General features: G+C 74.2%; 20 protein-coding genes. 14 read left to right on the top strand and 6 right to left on the bottom strand.

The annotated features are described in order from the left end of the window. The first annotated feature begins 329 nt into the window (after positions 1-329). The 4 genes from ABZ497_RS14565 (at position 330) to ABZ497_RS14550 (ending at position 4,544) form a co-directional block, all read left to right on the top strand. A complete protein-coding gene (locus ABZ497_RS14565) occupies positions 330-1,133 on the top strand; it encodes a sugar phosphate isomerase/epimerase (protein ID WP_359805276.1) in 804 nt (267 codons plus the stop codon). Positions 1,134-1,161: 28 nt separating this feature from the next. Then, complete coding sequence (locus tag ABZ497_RS14560; protein ID WP_359805148.1) at positions 1,162-1,941, top strand: class I SAM-dependent methyltransferase; 780 nt, start codon at positions 1,162-1,164, stop codon at positions 1,939-1,941. Positions 1,942-2,059: 118 nt separating this feature from the next. Beyond that, entirely contained in the window at positions 2,060-3,904 is a 1,845-nt protein-coding gene (gene ilvD, locus ABZ497_RS14555; protein ID WP_359805146.1) for a dihydroxy-acid dehydratase, read from the top strand. A gap of 106 nt (positions 3,905-4,010) precedes the next feature. Next, positions 4,011-4,544: a hypothetical protein gene (locus tag ABZ497_RS14550; RefSeq protein ID WP_329488322.1), complete on the top strand. Its 534-nt coding sequence runs from the start codon at positions 4,011-4,013 to the stop codon at positions 4,542-4,544. Positions 4,545-4,548: 4 nt separating this feature from the next. Here ABZ497_RS14550 and ABZ497_RS14545 read toward each other — a convergent pair whose 3' ends face one another. Both ABZ497_RS14545 and ABZ497_RS14540 read right to left on the bottom strand, forming a co-directional pair. Further along, positions 4,549-5,898: a hypothetical protein gene (locus ABZ497_RS14545; RefSeq protein ID WP_359805144.1), complete on the bottom strand. Its 1,350-nt coding sequence runs from the start codon at positions 5,896-5,898 to the stop codon at positions 4,549-4,551. Positions 5,899-6,012: 114 nt separating this feature from the next. Continuing rightward, entirely contained in the window at positions 6,013-6,462 is a 450-nt protein-coding gene (locus ABZ497_RS14540) for a hypothetical protein (protein ID WP_359805142.1), read from the bottom strand. Positions 6,463-6,649: 187 nt separating this feature from the next. Here ABZ497_RS14540 and proC point away from each other — a divergent pair, with 187 nt between their 5' ends. The 3 genes from proC (at position 6,650) to ABZ497_RS14525 (ending at position 9,459) form a co-directional block, all read left to right on the top strand. Continuing rightward, on the top strand, positions 6,650-7,477 hold the full coding sequence (gene proC, locus ABZ497_RS14535; RefSeq protein WP_329488318.1) for a pyrroline-5-carboxylate reductase: 828 nt from the start codon (positions 6,650-6,652) through the stop codon (positions 7,475-7,477). 22 nt (positions 7,478-7,499) lie between these two features. Then, on the top strand, positions 7,500-8,153 hold the full coding sequence (locus tag ABZ497_RS14530; protein WP_329488317.1) for an HAD family hydrolase: 654 nt from the start codon (positions 7,500-7,502) through the stop codon (positions 8,151-8,153). A gap of 100 nt (positions 8,154-8,253) precedes the next feature. Next, positions 8,254-9,459: an MFS transporter gene (locus ABZ497_RS14525; protein ID WP_329488316.1), complete on the top strand. Its 1,206-nt coding sequence runs from the start codon at positions 8,254-8,256 to the stop codon at positions 9,457-9,459. Positions 9,460-9,483: 24 nt separating this feature from the next. Here ABZ497_RS14525 and ABZ497_RS14520 read toward each other — a convergent pair whose 3' ends face one another. Next, positions 9,484-9,963 (bottom strand): MarR family transcriptional regulator, encoded by a 480-nt coding sequence (locus ABZ497_RS14520; protein ID WP_352286174.1) that lies wholly within the window; start codon positions 9,961-9,963, stop codon positions 9,484-9,486. 129 nt (positions 9,964-10,092) lie between these two features. On the opposite strand from ABZ497_RS14520, the gene ABZ497_RS14515 reads away from it, so the two are divergent. The 6 genes from ABZ497_RS14515 to ABZ497_RS14490 all read left to right on the top strand — a co-directional run bounded on the left by ABZ497_RS14515 (position 10,093) and on the right by ABZ497_RS14490 (position 14,738). After that, positions 10,093-10,470, top strand: a complete 378-nt coding sequence (locus ABZ497_RS14515; protein WP_359805139.1) for an HGxxPAAW family protein — start codon at positions 10,093-10,095, stop codon at positions 10,468-10,470. Positions 10,471-10,556: 86 nt separating this feature from the next. Then, entirely contained in the window at positions 10,557-11,753 is a 1,197-nt protein-coding gene (locus ABZ497_RS14510; protein ID WP_359805137.1) for an acetoin utilization protein AcuC, read from the top strand. A 226-nt stretch (positions 11,754-11,979) separates the two neighbouring features. Then, on the top strand, positions 11,980-12,189 hold the full coding sequence (locus tag ABZ497_RS14505; RefSeq protein ID WP_148644250.1) for a helix-turn-helix domain-containing protein: 210 nt from the start codon (positions 11,980-11,982) through the stop codon (positions 12,187-12,189). Positions 12,190-12,379: 190 nt separating this feature from the next. Then, complete coding sequence (locus ABZ497_RS14500; RefSeq protein WP_003948845.1) at positions 12,380-12,478, top strand: AURKAIP1/COX24 domain-containing protein; 99 nt, start codon at positions 12,380-12,382, stop codon at positions 12,476-12,478. 147 nt (positions 12,479-12,625) lie between these two features. After that, on the top strand, positions 12,626-13,720 hold the full coding sequence (locus ABZ497_RS14495; RefSeq protein ID WP_359805274.1) for an NAD-dependent epimerase/dehydratase family protein: 1,095 nt from the start codon (positions 12,626-12,628) through the stop codon (positions 13,718-13,720). Between the two features lie 7 nt (positions 13,721-13,727). Further along, positions 13,728-14,738: a lysophospholipid acyltransferase family protein gene (locus ABZ497_RS14490; RefSeq protein ID WP_359805135.1), complete on the top strand. Its 1,011-nt coding sequence runs from the start codon at positions 13,728-13,730 to the stop codon at positions 14,736-14,738. Positions 14,739-14,931: 193 nt separating this feature from the next. On the opposite strand, the gene ABZ497_RS14485 is transcribed toward ABZ497_RS14490, so the two are convergent. The 3 genes from ABZ497_RS14485 to ABZ497_RS14475 form a co-directional block, all read right to left on the bottom strand. Continuing rightward, positions 14,932-16,230 carry a DUF5667 domain-containing protein gene (locus ABZ497_RS14485; RefSeq protein WP_359805133.1) on the bottom strand — a complete coding sequence of 433 codons (1,299 nt, stop codon included), beginning with the start codon at positions 16,228-16,230 and terminating at the stop codon, positions 14,932-14,934. A gap of 280 nt (positions 16,231-16,510) precedes the next feature. Continuing rightward, on the bottom strand, positions 16,511-17,395 hold the full coding sequence (locus tag ABZ497_RS14480) for an ECF subfamily RNA polymerase sigma factor, BldN family (RefSeq protein ID WP_359805131.1): 885 nt from the start codon (positions 17,393-17,395) through the stop codon (positions 16,511-16,513). Positions 17,396-17,899: 504 nt separating this feature from the next. Further along, positions 17,900-18,916: an HAD-IB family hydrolase gene (locus ABZ497_RS14475; RefSeq protein WP_359805130.1), complete on the bottom strand. Its 1,017-nt coding sequence runs from the start codon at positions 18,914-18,916 to the stop codon at positions 17,900-17,902. 152 nt (positions 18,917-19,068) lie between these two features. Here ABZ497_RS14475 and ABZ497_RS14470 point away from each other — a divergent pair, with 152 nt between their 5' ends. Continuing rightward, on the top strand, positions 19,069-19,353 hold the full coding sequence (locus tag ABZ497_RS14470; protein WP_359805128.1) for a glutaredoxin family protein: 285 nt from the start codon (positions 19,069-19,071) through the stop codon (positions 19,351-19,353). Positions 19,354-19,393: the final 40 nt, after the last annotated feature.

The raw sequence follows: 19,393 nt of genomic DNA, 5'->3' as shown, positions 1-19,393 counted from the left end.
ATTCTGGTACTTCTGGGGCGGCGGCCGCGGCGAAGTCCGCCCGGGCGGCCCGGAAGGCCACCGGCGGAGCGGTGAAGAAGGCGGCGAAGAAGGCCGCCAAGAAGGCGACGAAGAAGGCCCCCGGGCAGCCACCCGCGGCGGGGACCGCGACCGGCGGGACCGGCGGGACCGGCGCGGCGCCCCGCGGGACCCGGACCGCCCGGGCGGCCGGCGCCGCCAAGGCCGCCGTCCAGTCGGTGAAGTCCGTCAAGGCCGCCCGGCAGGCCGCGGCCCACCCGGCCCCGCTGCTGCGCACCACCGACCGCCTGGTCCTGCCCCCGCACCCCGGCCTGCACATCCCCGACACCAAGGTCGCCCTCTCCACCGCCTCGGTCTACCCGGCCAACACCGCCATCGCCTTCGAGCTGGCCGAGCGGCTCGGCTACGACGGCGTCGAGGTGATGGTCTGGAACGACCCGGTCAGCCAGGACGTCGAGGCGCTGCGCCGGCTCTCCGACGCCCACCGGATGCCGATCCTGGCCGTGCACGCGCCCTGCCTGCTGATCACCCAGCGGGTCTGGACCAGTGACCCGTGGACCAAGCTCGTCCGGGCCCGCGCGGCGGCCGAGAAGCTCGGCGCGAGCGCCGTCGTCGTCCACCCGCCGTTCCGCTGGCAGCGCCAGTACGCCCGGGACTTCGTCGAGGGCATCAACCGGATGGCGGGCGAGACCGACGTCCGCTTCGCCGTCGAGAACATGTACCCCTGGCGCTACCGCGACCGCGAGATGCTGGCCTACGCACCCGGCTGGGACGTCACGGAGGAGGAGTACCGGCACTTCACCATCGACCTCTCGCACGCCGCGACCTCCCGGATCGACGCGCTCGCCATGGTCGACCGGATGGGCGACCGGCTCGCGCACATCCACCTGGCCGACGGCAGCGGCTCCGGCAAGGACGAGCACCTGATCCCCGGCCGGGGCAAGCAGCCCTGCGCCGAACTGCTGGAGCACCTCGCCCGGACCGGCTTCGACGGCCACGTGGTGCTGGAGGTCAACACCCGGCGCTCCGCGTCCCCCGCCGAACGCGAGGCCGATCTCGCCGAGGCGCTCGCCTTCACCCGTCTGCACCTGGCCACCCCCGCCCGGGTACGCTGACCACGAACTGCCGTACCGAGGGGGACATATGACGGACAGCACGGACTACCGCCGGCTCGCCGGCTCGTTCGGCGTGGTGGCCGCCGAGTACGACCGGGCCCGTCCCTCGTACCCCGACGAGCTCTTCGACGCGCTGGAGCGCCTGGCCGGCCGCACCCTGAAGGGCGCCCGGGTGCTGGACGTCGGCGCCGGTACCGGTATCGCCACCCGGCTGCTGGCCGGCCGCGGCGCGGACGTGATCGCCGTCGAGCCCACCCCCGGCATGGGCGCCCAGTTCCTCACCTCCTCGCCGGGCCTGCCGCTGGTCCGGGGCGACGGCGACGACCTGCCCTTCCACGACGGCTCGGCCGACTTCGTCACCTACGCCCAGGCCTTCCACTGGACGCACCCCGAGCGGTCCGTCCCCGAGGCGATCCGGGTGCTGCGCCCCGGCGGCGCGCTCGCGACCTGGTGGAACGTGAAGGACAGCGGCGTCGCCTGGGTGGCGGCGATGGGCGAGCGGCTCGCCAAGGCGCTCACCGGGACGTACCACGGCTACGGCGCGGTCAACGAGATCGTCTCGCACCTCGCCCCCCACGACCTGCGGATCGGCACCGCCACGCTGCGCTGGGAGCGCCGGGTCACCGTCGACCACGTGATCACCGACCTGGTCTCGCGCTCCTACCTGGCCTCCCTCGCCCCCGAGGAGCGGGCGCCGCTGCTGGCCGTCGAGCGCGAGGCGCTGCTGGCGGAGTTCCCGGACGGCTGGGTGGTCGAGCCGTACGTCCTGGACCTCACCGTGGCCCGGACCCCGGACGCCACGGCCTGACCGCATCGCGGACGCGGTGTCCGCCCGCCGGACGTCGGGCGTAGTCTCGAAAGACACAGCGGCCGCGCACCCTCCTCACCGGCGGGGCCGCCAGCAGCCTCCGAAGGAGTGGAGCACAGTGCCCGAGCTGAAGTCCCGTACGGTCACCCACGGTCGCAACATGGCAGGCGCCCGGGCGCTTCTCCGGGCCGCCGGCGTAGCCCGCGAGGACTTCGGCAAGCCGATCATCGCGGTCGCCAACTCCTTCACCGAGTTCGTCCCCGGGCACACCCACCTCCAGCCGGTCGGCCGGATCGTCTCCGAGGCGATCAAGCAGGCGGGCGGCATCCCGCGCGAGTTCAACACCATCGCGGTGGACGACGGCATCGCGATGGGCCACGGCGGCATGCTCTACTCGCTGCCCTCGCGCGACCTGATCGCCGACTCGGTGGAGTACATGGTCAACGCGCACTGCGCGGACGCCCTGATCTGCATCTCCAACTGCGACAAGATCACCCCGGGCATGCTGATGGCCGCCCTGCGCCTCAACATCCCGACCGTCTTCGTCTCCGGCGGCCCGATGGAGGCCGGCAAGGCCACCCTGGTCGACGGCACCGTGCGCAGGCTGGACCTGGTCGACGCGATCTCCCAGGCGGTCAACGAGAACGTCTCCGACGAGGACATCGCGATCATCGAGGAGAACGCCTGCCCGACCTGCGGGTCCTGCTCGGGCATGTTCACCGCCAACTCGATGAACTGCCTGACCGAGGCGATCGGCCTCTCGCTGCCCGGCAACGGCTCGGTGCTCGCCACCCACACCACCCGCCGCGCGCTGTACGAGAAGGCCGGGCGGACCGTCGTCGAGATCACCAACCGGCACTACCAGCAGGACGACTACAGCGTCCTGCCCCGCTCGATCGCCACCCGGTCCGCGTTCGAGAACGCCATGGCGCTGGACATCGCGATGGGCGGCTCGACCAACACCATCCTGCACCTGCTCGCCGCCGCCCAGGAGGCCGAGCTGGACTTCGACCTGCGGGCCATCGACGCGGTCTCCCGCCGGGTGCCCTGCCTCTCCAAGGTCGCGCCCAACGGCTCGTACTACATGGAGGACGTCCACCGGGCCGGCGGCATCCCCGCCATCCTCGGCGAGCTCTACCGCGGCGGCATGCTCCACGAGGACGTGACCACCGTCCACTCCGACTCGCTCGCCGAGTGGCTGAAGACCTGGGACGTCCGCGGCGGCTCGCCGTCCGCCGAGGCCGTCGAGCTCTGGCACGCCGCCCCCGGCTGCGTCCGCTCCGCCGAGGCCTTCTCCCAGTCCGAGCGCTGGGAGTCGCTGGACACCGACGCCGCCAACGGCTGCATCCGCAGCGTCGAGCACGCCTACTCGGTCGAGGGCGGCCTGGCCGTGCTGTACGGCAACCTCGCCGAGGACGGCTGCATCGTGAAGACCGCCGGTGTCGACGAGTCGATCTGGACCTTCAGCGGCTCCGCGGTCGTCGTCGAGTCCCAGGAGGACGCCGTCGACGCGATCCTCACCAAGCGGATCAAGGAGGGCGACGTCGTCGTCATCCGCTACGAGGGCCCCAAGGGCGGCCCCGGCATGCAGGAGATGCTCTACCCGACCTCGTTCCTCAAGGGCCGGGGGCTCGGCAAGGCCTGCGCCCTGGTCACCGACGGCCGCTTCTCGGGCGGCACCTCGGGCCTGTCGATCGGCCACGCCTCCCCGGAGGCCGCCTCCGGCGGCACCATCGCGCTGGTCGAGGACGGCGACATCGTCGCCATCGACATCCCCGGCCGGACGATCTCGCTGGAGGTCCCCGCCGAGGTGCTGCACGAGCGCCGGCTGAAGCTGGAGGCCGCGGGCGGCTACCGTCCGAAGAACCGCGAGCGCCAGGTCAGCCAGGCGCTGCGGGCCTACGCCGCGATGGCGACCTCCGCCGACAAGGGCGCCGTCCGCGACGTCTCCAAGCTCGGCTGACACCCCCGCGCCACGAGGAGCCGTTCCGCCCCGGGCGGGACGGCTCCTCCCGCGTCGGCCGCCGGATGCTGTCTCGCGGGCGGGGCGCCGGGTGATAATCGGCCGTGTGAACGAGGACCCCACCCCCACCCCCAGGCCCGCCGGCGCCCCCGAGCCGGAACCGATCCGCTGGTTCGGCACCAGCTGGGTCGGCCGTGGCACCGACTACCGGCTGCGCCGGGTCGTGGTGCCGCTCGGCGCCCTGCTCGCGGCGGTGGCCGGGGCGTTCGTCCTGCGCTTCGCCGTCGAGGGCGTCCAGCTGTCCGACAACGGCGGGTTCGTCAACGGCCTGCTGGTCGCCGCCGTGGCGATCTGCTCCTGCCTGGCCGGGCTGCGCAACTGGAAGCTGCTCAGCGAGGGCAGGGACCAGCTGACCGGCTGGATGGCCGAGGACAAGTCGCTCGGCGTGGTCTGGGTCATCGGCGGGGTCGGCGCGCTGTTCGCCTACTTCCTGCGCGGCCTGGTCGAGGCCCCCGGCGAGGCCGTCAAGCGCGCCCGGTACGAGCGCGCCACCGCCCAGTACGGGCGGCGGCAGGCGGGCCGCGGCGGCCGGCCCGGCGCGAAGAAGGCGGCGCCGGGCCGGGGCGGGCGCAAGCGCTGAGCGGTCAGCTGCGGGTGATCGTGCCGCACTCGCCCCGCGCGGTCAGCTCCTTGGAGCGGTCGTACGGGTCGGTGGCCGGTCCGGTCCGCTCCGGGTCCGGCTGGGCGAACTGGGGGAACCGCGGGTGGAGGAAGCCGTCGTAGACCTCGCAGGCGGTGTTGCCGACCTCGGACCGGCGCTTGCCGAAGTTGATCTTCTTCGGGCTGTTCTGGTACTTGCCCGGGTCGTAGAACCGGAAGTCCTCCGTCTTGCGCACGATGGTGCGGGCGGTCCGGGTGTCCCCGGGGACGTCGGCCACCGGGAGCAGCAGGCCGACCGGCTTGACCGCGCCGTCCCCGGGCGCGGGCGCCGCGGGCGGCGCCGACCGCGGGGACTGCGCCGGGGCTCCCGGCGTCGGCCGCTGGGCCGTGGCGCGCTGGGCCGCCTCCGGGCCGGGACGCAGCGCGTAGACGTAGGTGAAGTCGGTGTGCACCACCACCCCCTTCTCGCCGTCGCCCTCGACGCTGAGCCGGCCCTGCAGCCTGACCCCGTCGGCCACCTGGACCGCCTCGCGCGGATCGAAGCGGTCGAACGCCGAGGTGGGGTCGTCCTCCTTGCTGGGGCGGGCCAGCGCGATCTCCAGCTTGTCCCGGCTCTCCCGCTCCAGCATCGCCAGCGCGGCGTCCGGCCGGCCGCCCGCGATCACCTTCGGATCCAGGTTGGCCGCCGCCAGGTAGTCCTTCACCAGCTTGACCTGGGCGGCCACCTGCTCGGCGCCGAACACCCCGATGGCGCCGGGGGCCTGCGGCAGGTCGAAGGCGTCCATCGTGGTCGGCCAGTCCTTGGCGGGGGAGCCGGCCCACGGGCGGTCGACGGTGGGCTGCTCCTCGTCGACCGGTGAGGGCGCGCCGGTCGGCCGCGCGGTCTCCGGGGCGACCGGCGCGGCGGACGTGCCGGACCGGTCCGGGGCGGCGCCGAAGGTCGTTGAGAACCAGGAGCGCACGCCGTCGACGTTGAGCGCGCCCAGCAGTACGACCACCGTCAGCAGCACGTACAGCGGCGCCTGCCACCGCGGCCGCGGGCGGGCGTTGCCCCAGGGGTCGACCGGCTTCGGGGCGCGCCCGAAGCGCCCGGCCTTCCTCGGGCCGTCGTTCACCGAGCGCCGGCCGCCCGGGTCGACCGGCGGGGTGTGCTGCCACCGGGCGGAGAGCATCCGGGTGCGGCCCGCGGGCTCCTTGACGGCGGCCCCGCGGACGAACTCCTCGTCCAGGACGAGGTCGGCGAACGGGTCCTTCCCGCCCGCTCCGGACGGGTCCGCCCCGTCCGGGGCCCGGCCCTCGGACGGGCGCGGTTCTGGATCTTCGGCTATCGGCATCGCGCCAGTATGCCGACGGGGTGTGACAGGGAATCGATCGGGGGCACACCGTGTGGTGAACTCGGGTGCGGCGTGCGGGAATCACCCCGTTTTGTCCGGCTCGCGGGCCGGTGCTCAGCCCTTGCCGCGGGCCTGCTTCACCGAGCCGACCACGCCCGCGACGGCCAGCAGGAGACCGGCCGGCAGCAGCGAGAGGAAGAACGCGCCGAACAGGCCCGCGTCCCCGAGGATCGTCTGCGCCAGCATGTTCAGCACCAGCAGCCCGCCCGCGGCCGGCAGCGCCGACTTCCACGGATGCGCGTCCGCCCACCGGCGCAGCCGCCGGTCGGTGGTGTCCTTGCGCAGCTGGCCGCCCACCGTGCCGACCAGGAAGAAGAAGAACAGGGCCCAGCCGGCCGGTCCGGCCAGCATGCTCAGCGACCAGTCGCCGGTGATCGCGTCGATCCCCAGGGCGGTCGCCCCCACCACCGCACCGACTCCCGCGGCCGTCCGCCACGGCCCCAGCGTCGCGGCGGCGACGGCGGCTTGCCGGTTCTCACGTCGGGACATCTCTCCGTGTGCCATGCCTCCACGGTGCGCCCGCGCACGGCCCGAAGCCATAGGGGAGAACCCCGAGTTTCTCCCTAGGGCGGACGCCCCCGGGCCCGGTCCCGGGGCGGACGCCGCCGTGCCCTTCCGCAGGGTGGACGGTCCCGCCGCGGGCGCGGGAGCGGTGCGAGGATGGCGGCAGGAACGGATGCAAGGAGCGGGCATGGGCAGCGGCGCGGCGCACGGGCAGAAGATCGCCTTCCTCGGGACGGGCAAGATCGGGGAGGCCCTGCTCTCCGGTCTGCTGCGGGCCGGCAAGGACCCGGCGGACGTCCTGGTGACCGCCCGCCGGCCGGAGCGGGCCGCCGAGCTGGCCGCGAAGTACGGCGTCGGCGTGGTGGCCAACCACGAGGCCGCCAAGCTCGCCGACACCCTGATCCTCGCGGTGAAGCCGCAGGACATGGGCACCCTGCTGGACGAACTGGCGCCGCACGTCGGCGCGGACCGGCTGGTCATCTCGGCCGCGGCCGGCATCCCCACCGCCTGGTTCGAGGAGCGGCTGGCGCCCGGTACCCCGGTGGTCCGGGTGATGCCGAACACGCCCGTCCTGGTGGACGAGGGCATGAGCGTGATCTCCGGCGGCTCGCACGCGACCGAGGCGCACCTGGAGCGGGCCGAGGAGATCTTCCGCTCGGTCGGCAAGGCGCTGCGGCTGCCGGAGTCCCAGCAGGACGCGGCGACCGCGCTCTCCGGTTCGGGCCCGGCGTACTTCTACTTCCTGGTCGAGGCGATGACGGACGCCGGCATCCTGCTCGGCCTGCCCCGGCACGTGGCGCACGACCTGATCGTGCAGTCCGCGATCGGCGCCTCGGTGATGCTGCGGGACTCCGGCGAGCACCCGGTGAAGCTGCGCGAGGCGGTCACCTCGCCGGCCGGCACCACCATCGCGGCCATCCGCGAGCTGGAGAACCACGGGGTGCGGGCCGCGCTGCTGGGCGCCCTGGAGGCGGCCCGGGACCGCTCCCGGGAGCTGGCCTCCGGCGGCCGGTAGGCCGCCCAGTAGGCTCGGCCGCATGGCCTACGACCTGGTGATCTTCGACAACGACGGCGTGCTGGTGGACAGCGAGCCGCTCTCCAACCGGTTGCTCGCCGAGTACCTCACCGAACTCGGCTACCCGACCACGATCGAGGACTCCTACCGGGACTTCATGGGCACCGCGGCCCACCGGATCCACGACGTGATCGCCGAGCGGCACGACGGCGCGAAGCTGCCGGAGGGCTTCGACGAGCTGTTCCACGGCCGGGTGTTCGCCGCCTTCGACGCCGAACTCACCGCCGTGCGGGGCGCGGAGACGCTGCTGAAGGAACTCGGGCAGCGCTCCGTGCCGTTCTGCCTGGCCTCCTCGGCGCACCACGCGTGGATCCGCACCGCCCTCGACGTCACCGGTCTGCGCGGGTACTTCGCCGAGGAGCGGATCTTCAGCGCGCAGGACGTCGGCGTCGGCAAGCCGGCCCCCGACCTCTTCCTGCACGCCGCCCGCGCCCTCGGCGTCGACCCGGCCCGCTGCCTGGTGCTGGAGGACAGCGTCAACGGCGTGCTGGCCGCCCGGGCGGCCGGGATGGACGTCTACGGCTACACGGCGCTCACCGACCCGGCGCGGCTGACGGCGGCGGGCGCCACCGGGCTGATCGGGGACCTCGCCGAGGCCGCCGCGCTGCTCGGCTGAGCGGCCGGGCCCGTACCGGCGTGCGCACCCCCTCCCCAAAAGCCGCGCCACCCCCTACGCTCTCGCCAACATCGTTGTACCGGCCAGTAGCGAGGTGTGCGTGAAGATCGGGACGGCGCCCGGTGCCGCGGCACCGCCACGGCTGCGGGCGGGCCGGGCCGCGCTCACCGCGAGCTTCCTGCTCCAGGGCGTCACCTTCGCGCTGCTGGTCACCTGCATCCCCGAGATCCAGGACCGGTACGGGCTGAGCGACGCGCTGCTGCCGGTCTTCCTGGCCGCCGTGCCGATCCTGGCCGGCGTCGGGTCGATCGTCTCCGAGCAGCTGGTGCGGCGGGCCGGCGCGCGGGCGGTGCTGCGGGTCGTCCAGCCCGCCGTCTGCCTCAGCCTGGCCGGCGCCGGGTTCGGCCGCACGCTCTGGCAACTCGCGCTCGCGCTCGGCGCGTTCGGCCTGCTGGTCGGCGCGCTGGACGCCAGTATGAACATGCTCGGGGTCGGCCTGCAGCGCCGCTACGGGCGCTCGATCATGCTCGGCTTCCACGCCGCGTTCAGCCTCGGCGGCATCCTCGGCACGGTGGTCACCGGCCTCGGTTCGCACTACCACCTCGGCCTGCCCGTGCTGTTCGGGACGGCCGCCGTGGTGATCGCCCCGCTCGCGGTGCTGGCCGGGACGCGGTTCGCCGGGCCCGCCGAGCTCGGTGACGCCGTCCGGGAGGCCGCCGAGGCCGCGGCCCGGAGCGTCCCGTGGCGGCCGCTGCTGCCGCTCTGCCTGGCGATGGCCTTCGCGTACATCGCCGACGCCTCGGTCTCCAACTACAGCGTCAAGTACCTCACCGACGGCCTGGGCAGCGCCGAGGACGTGGCGAAGCTGTCCTACCTCGGCTACATGGTGGCGATGCTGCTCGGCCGTGCGCTGGGCGACCGCGCGGTGCAGCGCTGGGGCGCCGTCCCGGTGGTCCGCGGCGGCGCCGCGCTGGCCGCGCTGGGCTTCGCGATCGCCGCCGCCGCGCCCGGTGCGGCCGCCGGCATCGCCGGGTTCACCGTGCTCGGCTTCGGGATCTGCGCGATCATCCCGCAGGTCTTCGCGGCCGGCGGGCGGCTCCTCCCGGACGACTCGGACGCCGCCGTGGCCCGGCTCAACCTCTTCAACTACGTGGGCTTCCTGATCGGTTCGCCGCTGGTGGGCGCGATCGCCGACGCCAGTTCGTACCGCTGGGCGCTGCTCGCCCCGATGCTCCTGGTGCTCGCCGTCCTCCCGCTGGCCGACCGCTTCGCCCCCGCCCCGGCGCTCGTCCCGGCGCGGGCCTGACGGCGGCGCCGCGCCGCGTGGCGCTCAGCCTTCGCGGATCTCGTCCAGCGACTCCCGCATCAGGGCCTTGGCGCGGGTGAACCAGTCCGCGAGCACGGCGATCTCGTCCGGGGTGTAGTCGGCGAACAGGCGGCCGAACCGCTCGTACATCGGGCCGTAGACCTGGAGGATGCGGGCCTGCGCGGAGTCCTCCATCACCACCCGTACCCGGCGGCGGTCGGCCGGGTCGGCCTCGCGGCGGGCGTACCCGGACTTCTCCAGCCGGTTGAGCACGCCCGTCACCGCGCCGGTGGTGAGCTGCGCCCGCTCGGCGAGGTCGCCGGCGGCGAGCGGCTCCCCGGCCATGGCCGCCTCGATGACGAAGCCGAGGCAGGTGAGGTCGGTGACGTTCAGCCCGAGCCGGGCGGCGACGTCCTGCTGTCCGAACTGGGCGAGCGCGATCATCCGGTCCATCGCGTACTGCGCCTGCTCGGTCGTCGCCCGCGGGCGCGGCTTGCCCTCCACGGAGCATCTCCTTAGTATCTAAGTTACTTAGCTCGCGAGATAAAACGTCGGTCGCGGCCCGCTCCCCGGGCGCGCCGACCGTCCGCGAAGCCCATCACAGCGGAACCCCATCACACCAAAGAGGGAGACATGGGCGCACACGACGAGCACGACATGGGTCACACCGTCGCCGGCTGGACGGGTGTCGCGATCGCGATCGCCGGCAGCGCGGTCGCCGGGGTGGCCTTCGCGGCGGGCTCGGCCGCCGCGTTCTGGACCGGCCTCGCCGTCGCCGCGGCCGGGGCGCCCGCCGCCTGGCTGCTGCACCTCGCGGGCTGGGGCAAGGCCACCGGGCCCCGCCCGGCCGGCCGCCGGCACTGGCGCACCCGGGACACCGCCGCCGGGGCCGGCCACGCCGACTGCCTCGGCTGCCGGCTGGCGGGCCGCACCGGCGTCGCCGCCGCGCCCGCACCGGCACCCGCACCGGCACCCGCGCCGGGCCCGGCCGCCCGGCTCTCCCGGAGGTAGGCCCGCGCCCGGGCGGGCCGTTCACCGATCCCCGGGGGTGTGACCTGGCGGCGGTCGCGGCGCGCGCACGCACTACCGTGGACGCCATGCCCGAAGCCGAGCGTGACACCCCCTGCGGCCTGCACCTCTTCTGGGACGAGGCCGTCACCGCCTACGACTTCGGTCCCGGCCACCCGATGGACCCGGACCGGCTGGCGCTCACCATGCGCCTGGTGGAGTCCCTCGGGCTGAGCGCGGGGCCCGGCGTCACCGTCCGGTCCGCACCGCCCGCCGGCGACTCCACCCTGCGGCTGGTGCACACCCGGCAGTACGTCGCGGCGGTCAAGCACGCGGCCGCCCACCCCGAGGAGGTGGACCTGCGGCACGGGCTCGGCACCGACGACAACTGGGCCTTCCCCGCCGTCCACTCCGCCTCCGCGCTGATCGCCGGGCAGTCGGTCGCCGCCGCCGAGGCGGTCTGGCGCGGCGAGACCCCGCACGCCGTCAACTTCGCGGGCGGACTGCACCACGCGATGCCCGCCCGGGCGTCCGGCTTCTGCATCTACAACGACCCCGCGCTCGCCATCGCCCGGCTGCTCGAACTCGGCGCCGAGCGGGTCGCCTACGTCGACGTGGACGTCCACCACGGGGACGGCGTCCAGCAGGCGTTCTGGGACGACCCCCGGGTGCTCACCGTCTCGCTGCACGAGCACCCCGCCACGCTCTTCCCGCAGACCGGCTGGGCCACCGAGACCGGCGGCCCGGCCGCGCCCGGCTCGGCGGCCAACCTGCCGCTGCCGGCCGGTACCGGTGACTCCGGCTGGCTGCGCGCCTTCCACGCCCTGGTGCCCGAACTGCTGGCCGCCTTCCGCCCGCAGGTGCTGGTCACCCAGCACGGCGCGGACACCCACCTGGAGGACCCGCTCGCCCACCTCGCCGTCACCGTGGACGCCCAGCGGATGATCGCCGAGGAACTGCACGCCCTGGCCCACGAGCACGCCGACGGCCGCTGGATCGCGCTGGGCGGCGGCGGGTACGCCGTCGTGGACGTCGTCCCGCGGACCTGGACCCATCTGGTCGCCACCGCCGCCGGCCGGCCCGTCGACCCGGCCACCGAGACCCCGGAGGCCTGGCGCGCCGAGGTCTACCGGCGCACCCGCCGGCCGGCCCCGCTGCGGATGACCGACGGCGCCCGGCCGGTCTGGCGGGACTTCGACGCGGGATACGATCCGGCCGACCGCCTCGACCAGGCGATCCTGGCCAGCCGCCGCGCCGTGCTGCCGCACCACGGCCTGCTGCCCTGAATCCCGGCCCCCGGTTGTGGAGGCGCCGGGCGGTGCGCACGACCCCTGCGACAGACCGCCGAGTGACTACGTAATGCAACAGGACTATCTCTCACCGTACGAGGACTGGGCTTCTCCCTCTTCCCACTGGTACCACCCATAACTACTCTGGGGATACACGTGTGCCGGTGGAGTCACCGGAGGGGAAGCCGGTGCCTTGCACACGGGTAAGGGTCGGGTGATGGTCATGAGTTCCGGCGAACGCCCCCTGCAGGAAGTCGTCTTCCTGACCGTGGCCGAAGTGGCCGCGGTCATGCGGGTGTCCAAGATGACGGTGTACCGATTGGTGCACAGCGGAGAGCTGCCGGCCATCCGGGTCGGTCGGTCCTTCCGGGTGCCCCAGCAGGCGGTGCACGAGTACCTCAAGGAGTCCTACGTGCGGCTCGAAAGCGCGTAGGACTCGGCTGACGTGGGCGGGGGTCACAGCCGGTGGCCCCCGCGCTCGTTTGCCGCGGATTTCCCGCGAGTTTCCCGGTCCGGGGAGCACGATTACGGCCCTGGCCGCGTGGACGGTAGGCTAGGCCCTCCGTCAGTCGTATGGACTCCGTCTCTCACGGACGGGAGTCTCAGTGAGCGAGGGTTGTTCCGTGGGCTCTGTCATCAAGAAGCGTCGTAAGCGTATGGCCAAGAAGAAGCACCGCAAGCTTCTGAAGCGCACCCGCGTGCAGCGTCGCAACAAGAAGTAAGCGCCCGCCGCGCCCTGCGCGCCCGGTGCTTCCACCGCCCGTCCAGGCCCTCGTGGCCCGGGCGGGCGGTGTCGTCTCACGGCCCGCCACGGCGGCGCGGTACGGTGCACGCAGGCCCGCCGAGGCCGAGGAATGGGGTGCAGCACTGTGGGCATGGTCGTGCTCGTCACCGGCGTGGCGCGCCACCTCGGAGCCCGGTTCGTCGCGGAGCTCCGCCGCCGGCCCGACGTCGACCTGGTGGTCGGCGTGGACGTGCAGCCGCCCCGGCACCCCGTCGAGGAACCGGACGGCCCCGCCGCCCCGTACCGCTTCCACCAGCTGGACCTGCGCCGCCCGGCGGTCGCCCGGGTGATCGCCGAGCACCGGGTCGACACCGTCGTCCACCTCGCCGTCAGTGCCACCGGACTGGGCTCCACGAACCGCTCCTCGGTCAAGGAGTCCAACGTCATCGGCACCATGCAGCTGCTCGGTGCCTGCCAGAAGGCCCCCGGAGTGCGCCGGCTGGTGGTGAAGTCGACCACCGGCGTGTACGGCTCGGCGCCGCGCGACCCGGCCGTGTTCACCGAGCGGACCCAGCCCAAGAATCTGCCGGGCGGCGGCTTCGCCAAGGACGCGGTGGAGGTCGAGGGCTACGTCCGCGGCTTCGCCCGCCGCCGCCCCGACGTCGCGGTGACCGTCCTGCGGTTCGCCAACATCGTCGGCCCCGGCGCGGACACCCCGCTCGTCGAGTACTTCGCGCTGCCGGTCCTGCCCACCGTCCTCGGCTACGACCCCCGGCTGCAGTTCGCCCACGAGGACGACGTCGTCGAGGTGCTCTGCCGGGCGGCGCTGCCGCCGGAGCCGGGCACCGTCAACACCGGCACCTTCAACGTGGCGGGGGAGGGCGTCCTGCTGCTCTCCCAGTGCGCCCGCCGGCTCGGCCGGCCGACCCTGCCGCTGCTGCGGCCCGCGATCAGCTGGATGGCGGCGCTGGCCCGGCAGACCAGGATGGTCGACTTCTCGCCGGAGCAGCTGCGGCTGCTCACCCACGGCCGGGTGGTGGACACCGCCCGGCTGCGCGAGACCTTCGGCTACCGGCCGCGGTTCACCACCGCCGAGGCCTTCGCCGACTTCGCCGCCGCCCAGTCGGCCGGCCTGCTGCCGCCCGCGCGGCTCGCCGCCGTCACCGACGGGCTGGCCGCGCTGCTCGGGCCGGAGTACGCGCGGGCCGCCCGTTCCCATGCCAGCCGACCCAGGAGCTGAACCCGCGATGAGTGCCGCTGCCGAGAACGCGCCGGGCCAGGCCAAGGTCATCCCGATCGAGTCCGCGCCGAGCTGGAGCGAGCCCGACCGCCCCGCCGGCCTGGCCGACCAGCTCGCCGACGCCGTCGGCGGGGCGCTGGCCGGCCGGCTCGGCCCGGCCGCCACCCGGCTGTTCGGCAAGGGCTGGGAGGGCCGGGCCGCCGAGCGCCTCGCCTTCCTGCGCCGCCGGGTCACCGGTGACTACGAGGTGGACGAGTTCGGCTTCGACCGCGAGCTCACCGAGGAGGTGCTGCTCTCGCTGCTGCGCCCGCTCGCCGAGAAGTACTTCCGGGTCGAGGTGCGCGGGGTCGAGAACATCCCGGCCGAGGGCGGCGCGCTGATCGTCGCCAACCACTCCGGGACGATCCCGTTGGACGCCCTGATGACCCAGGTCGCCATCCACGACCACCACCCGAGCCGGCGGTACCTGCGGATGCTCGCCGCCGACCTGGTGTTCGTGCTGCCCGGCATCAACGAGCTGGCCCGCAAGGCCGGTCACACGCTGGCCTGCAACGAGGACGCCCAGGCGCTGCTGGAGCGCGGCGAGCTGGTCGGGGTCTGGCCGGAGGGCTTCAAGGGCATCGGCAAGCCGTTCTCCGAGCGGTACAAGCTGCAGCGCTTCGGGCGCGGCGGCTTCGTCTCCTCGGCGCTGCGGGCCCGGGTGCCGATCGTCCCCTGCGCGATCGTCGGGGCGGAGGAGACCTATCCGATGATCGGCAACTTCCGGACGCTGGCCCGGCTGCTGGGGCTGCCGTACGTGCCGGTGACGCCGACCTTCCCGTGGCTCGGGCCGCTCGGCGCGGTGCCGCTGCCGACCAAGTGGACGATCCAGTTCGGCGAGCCGATCGCCACCGACGGCCACCCGGTGGAGGCGGCGGACGATCCGATGCTGACCTTCGACCTCGCCGACGAGGTGCGCGAGACCATCCAGCACACCCTCTACAAGCTGCTGGTGCAGCGGCGTTCGGTGTTCTTCTGAGGTTGTCCGCCGGTGCCCGTGAGGCACGGACGCGGGAGGGGCCCGGCGGATACCGCCGGACCCCTCCCGCGTCGACGGGCCGGTGGTGCGGGGCGGCTCACGCCGTACCGCACCACCGGCCCGTCGACCGTCCGGCGGTTCGGCCGGATCGGCCCGTCCGGCCGGTCGAGCTGATGCAGCCGATGCAGCCCGTTCAGCCGCCGAGGATCCGCAGACCGGGCAGCAGCCCGGGGATCAGCGGCGGCACGTCGACACCCTGCGGTGCCGTGCCGGGCGCGGCACTGGGCGAGCCGGACGGCTGCGGGGCCGCCTGGTCCGGTGCCGGGTCCGCGCTCGGCGAGGGCTTCTGACCGGTCAGCCCGTTGGTGAGGTTGTCGACCAGCCCGCCGACCGCGCCCGCCGCGTTGCTCGGTGCGCTGCTGGGCGCACCGGCGCCGCCACCGGGCGTGCTCGCCCCGGCGGACGGTGCCCGCTCGGTGCTGCCGGGCTTGCCACCGTTCGCGCTGCCCGCGCCGCCCTGGGCCGTCCCGGCGCCCGGTGCGGCGTTGCCGCCGACGGCCGGGGCGTCGCCCTGCGAGCCGCCGTCGGCCGGATGGCCCGCGCCGCCGCCCGCCCCGCTGCCGGCCGGTCCACCGCTCTTGGCGGGGGGCTGGGCCAGTCGCAGGGGCGCGACGTCCTCGCTTATGTCGTCGAACAGCTGGTCCACCAGGTGGGCCTGCGAGGTCAGCTGGACGGGCAGCTTGCTCTGCAGCTCCGTCCAGTGGCCGTCCTCGTCCTGGGCGAAACCGGCCAGGGCCCGCATCGGGTCCAGCGAGCCGTTGCTGCGGTAGACCGAGCGCAGCAGGTCGCGGCCCTTGAGGGCGTCGGCGTGCATGTCGTCGAGCGCCCTGCGGACCTGGTCGACGGTGCCCGGGCTGAGCGAGCCGCCCGGGTCCGTCCGGCCGACCAGGCTCTTCGCCTCGCCGAGCCGGGTGGCCGCGTTGTCCAGCAGCAGCTCGCCGCGCTCGCTGTCGGTGTCCGCGAGGTCGAGCCGGAGCCCTTCCAGACCGCGCTTCATGCCGTACAGCGTGTCCCCGGGGAGGGCGTTGGCGCTCGCGGCGGCCGCGCCGGCGAGGCTGCCGACGGCGAGCCCGGCGACCAGGCCGCCGATCGCGAACCGGCGGCTCCAGCGGCCGCGCGGGGCGGTCCGGACCGCCCGGTGGCCGCGCTGGCGGGGCACCGCGGCACCCGGCCCACCGGCGAAGACCTGCTCGAACGCGGCCATCAGCTGAGCGCGTTGGACCGTTCGGACCTCCTGGTCCAGTGCCGGTCCGGGCAGCGCGCCGAGTGCGCCGACCATGCCGACCAGCTCCGCCATCGCGGCCGAACCGGCGCCGGTGGAAGCGGCGTTGGCCGCCGCGGAACCGGCGGCGCCGCGTTCCTCTGCCTGGTGGGCCTCCAGCGCCTCGGCGAAGGCCTTCGCCCGCCGGTGCTCCAGCACGTTTGCCGTCACGGGCCACACCTCCCTTCGTCGTTGTCGACACCCCGGCCTGCCGGACGGTTGCCTCGGCGGGCCAAAGCCACTCCATCGGGTGAGAGGTCGCAATTCGACTTGACCGTACGCCTGGTGGAGGCTTGCACGCTGGCCAACGAGCGGTGCGGGCGGTCGGTTACGCACGGCTGATCATCGGATCGACCGTTCACCCGGACGTGTCGGACCGCCGCCGTCGGTGACGGCCCGCCGGATATCTCGCCGGTGCCGTCCGCGGCACCGCCCCCGGTCTTCGCGCCGCTCACCGCGCGTCGGGCGGCAGCAGCCGGGCCAGCGTCCGTACCGCGCGGTACTGGAGCGTCTTGATGGCGCCCTCGTTCTTGCCCATGATCCGGGCCGTCTCGGCCACCGAGAGTCCCTGCAGGAAGCGGAGCGTGACGCACTCCTGCTGCTGCGGGTTGAGCCGCCGCACCGCGTCCAGCAGCGCCGCGTTGGAGAGCGACTCCAGCACCGAGTCCTCCGGGCTGCGTTCGCACTCGTTGGAGTCGAGCATCTCCCCGGTGGTGACCTCCAGCCGGAACCGGCTGGACTTGAAGTGGTCGGCCACCAGGTTGCGGGCGATGGTCACCAGCCAGGCGCCGAAGTCGCGGCCCTGCCAGGTGAAGGTGCCGATCCGGCGCAGGGCGCGGAGGAAGGTCTCGCTGGTGAGGTCCTCGGCGGTGGCCCGGCTCCCGACCCGGTAGTAGATGTAGCGGTAGACGGTGTCCGCGTAGTGGTCGTAGAGGCTGCCGAAGGCGTCGCTCTCGCCGGCCTGGGCCCGCTCGACCAGCTCCATGATCGGGTTGTGCTCGGTCTCGTAGCCGGGGGCCGGGGCCGTCCGTGCCCGGCTGCGGCCGCTGCTGCCGGTGGCTCCGGTCCGTCCGCGCGAGCCGGTTCCGGTGGAGCCGGCGGCCGTGGTGCGCAGGGCGAGACCGGCCGGCTGCGGCTGCTGGCCGAACGGGACTCCGGCGGGCACCAGTTGGGGTGAGGTGGCGAGCTGGCTGCGGAGCAGGGTGCGCAACAGTTCCAGGCCGGTGGAGATCTGCCGGGCCGAGGCCGGGCGGCCGCGCAGGCTGGTGCGGGAGCGCAGGGTGGCGGGCGACGGGCGGGAGGGTGCAGGCGCGTCGTTCCGGACGGGTGGGTACACGGGACTCCCAGAGGCAGAACTGTGGACGGATCACCTCCGCCTGCGCGGAGAGCACGCCCGCGCCGCCCGTTCGAGCGGGGCGCGTGGGTGACGTGCATCCAGGAGAGAATAACGCTTTGTGCAATGACAGCTACACCGTGTGGTCGAAGTGGTCGTTTGGGATCCACATGGCGTGCATATTCGGCTGACACTGACCGAACGTGTCATCGTTCATCCGGCTCAACGTGATCGAACATGTGCACCGGGTGACCAATTAGGCGGTCGGACGGCCGGTTTCCCCTTGGTTGGCCCTGGTAACCCCCGACTTTCCCCGTCTGACGAACGATCAGAACCGGTCACCCAGTGACAGCTTCGTTCAGGCTCTTCGGGCTCCCGGCCGGTGGAGGGGAGTTAGCCCGTACGGGGGCCATGTTCGGTGTACGGATTGACGGCCGGTCACCCTCGCAGGGGGGTGGTTCGGCGGTGGCCGCCGGGCGTGGCCCCCACCCCGGTCCGGTCCGCGGCTCAGGCGCGGTGGCGGCGCTGCAGGGCGATGCCGGCGGCCGTCGCCCCGGCGGCCACCCCGAGCGCGGCGGCGGCCGGGAGCCCGACCCGGGCCGCCTTGCGCCCGGTCCGGAAGTCCCGCACCCGCCAGCCCTGGGCCCGGGCGTGGCGGCGCAGCGCGCCGTCCGGGTTCACCACGTACGGGTGGCCGACCAGCGAGAGCATCGGGATGTCGTTGGCCGAGTCGCTGTACGCGGCGCAGCGCTCCAGGTCGAGCCGCTCGCGCCGGGCCAGCGCGCCGACGGCGGCCGCCTTGGCGGGCCCGTGCAGCAGGTCGCCGACCAGCCGGCCGGTGTACAGGCCGCCCCGGGCCTCGGCGACGGTGCCGAGCGCGCCGGTCATGCCCAGCCGGCGGGCGATCACCCGGGCCACCTCCAGCGGTGCGGCGGTGACCAGCCAGACCCGCTGGCCGGCGTCCAGGTGCATCTGGACCAGGGCCCGGGTGCCGGGCCAGATCTTCTCGGCGATGACCTCCTCGAAGACCTCCTCGCAGATGGCTTCGAGGTCGGCGGTGCGCTTGCCCGCGACGAGGCCGAGCGCGGTGTGCTGGGCGTCGGCCATGTGGTCCGGGTCCTCGGTGCCGTGCAGCCGGAACCAGGCCTGCTGCCAGGCGAACCGGGCGATGTCGCGGCGGGTGAGGAAGCCGCGGCGGTAGAGGCCGACGCCGAGGTAGAAGATCGCGGCACCGCGCAGGATGGTGTTGTCGCAGTCGAAGAAGGCGGCGGCGCGCGGGTCGTCCCGCTCGGGGGTGTGGTTGCCGGCGGGTGCCTTGGGGGCCTTCGCGGGCCGCTCGTCGGAGTCGTCCGGGGCGGTCGCCGCGTGCGCGGCGGTCGGCGTGGCGGGGGCGTCCGGGTCGTGCGGGGCGTCCGTGGCGGCCCGCAGGGCGGCCTCCGCGGCCTCGGCCGCGGCCTCGCCGGCCAGGGCGTTCCGCTCGGTGGTGGAACGCCTTGACTGGGTGAGCCTTCGGAGCACGGCCATGCCGTCGAGCATATCGAGCCGGGCCGGGAGGAGCCGTGACGGCGACGTGCCCACCGGGTGAACAGCGACCGGTCCGGCGCCGGGTCCCGGGCGGGCGGTGCCCGGGCCGGCCGGGCGTCGGGGCCGGTGTGAGGCGGGCGCACAATGGCGGGGTGAGCCCACTGCTGCGACGTGACAAGAAACAGAGCCCCGAGCCGGCCGACCGCACCGTGACCCTGGTCGGCAAGCCGGGCTGCCACCTCTGCGACGACGCCCGGGAGGTGATCGTGCGGGTGACCGGCGAGCTGGGCGCGACCTTCGAGGAGAAGGACATCACCCAGGACGAGGAGCTGTACCGCGCGTACTGGGAGCAGATCCCGGTCACCCTGATCGACGGGCGTCAGCACGACTTCTGGCGGGTCGACGAGCGACGCCTGCGCGCCGCGCTCGGCGCCTGACGGCGGCGAACCGCCCCCGCCGACCGGCGGGGGCGGTTCG

Source organism: Kitasatospora sp. NPDC005751, assembly GCF_040630835.1.
Taxonomy (GTDB): Bacteria; Actinomycetota; Actinomycetes; order Streptomycetales; family Streptomycetaceae; genus Kitasatospora.
This window is presented reverse-complemented; position numbering and strand designations above follow the sequence as displayed.

Excerpts from the sequence above, each read along its gene's own strand:
- ABZ497_RS14560 (WP_359805148.1), top strand. The coding sequence starts at position 1,162 with ATGACGGACAGCACGGACTACCGCCGGCTCGCCGGCTCGTTCGGCGTG.
- ABZ497_RS14545 (WP_359805144.1), bottom strand. The coding sequence starts at position 5,898 with ATGCCGATAGCCGAAGATCCAGAACCGCGCCCGTCCGAGGGCCGGGCC.
- ABZ497_RS14540 (WP_359805142.1), bottom strand. The coding sequence starts at position 6,462 with ATGGCACACGGAGAGATGTCCCGACGTGAGAACCGGCAAGCCGCCGTC.
- proC (WP_329488318.1), top strand. The coding sequence starts at position 6,650 with ATGGGCAGCGGCGCGGCGCACGGGCAGAAGATCGCCTTCCTCGGGACG.
- ABZ497_RS14530 (WP_329488317.1), top strand. The coding sequence starts at position 7,500 with ATGGCCTACGACCTGGTGATCTTCGACAACGACGGCGTGCTGGTGGAC.
- ABZ497_RS14515 (WP_359805139.1), top strand. The coding sequence starts at position 10,093 with ATGGGCGCACACGACGAGCACGACATGGGTCACACCGTCGCCGGCTGG.
- ABZ497_RS14510 (WP_359805137.1), top strand. The coding sequence starts at position 10,557 with ATGCCCGAAGCCGAGCGTGACACCCCCTGCGGCCTGCACCTCTTCTGG.
- ABZ497_RS14505 (WP_148644250.1), top strand. The coding sequence starts at position 11,980 with ATGAGTTCCGGCGAACGCCCCCTGCAGGAAGTCGTCTTCCTGACCGTG.
- ABZ497_RS14490 (WP_359805135.1), top strand. The coding sequence starts at position 13,728 with ATGAGTGCCGCTGCCGAGAACGCGCCGGGCCAGGCCAAGGTCATCCCG.
- ABZ497_RS14475 (WP_359805130.1), bottom strand. The coding sequence starts at position 18,916 with ATGGCCGTGCTCCGAAGGCTCACCCAGTCAAGGCGTTCCACCACCGAG.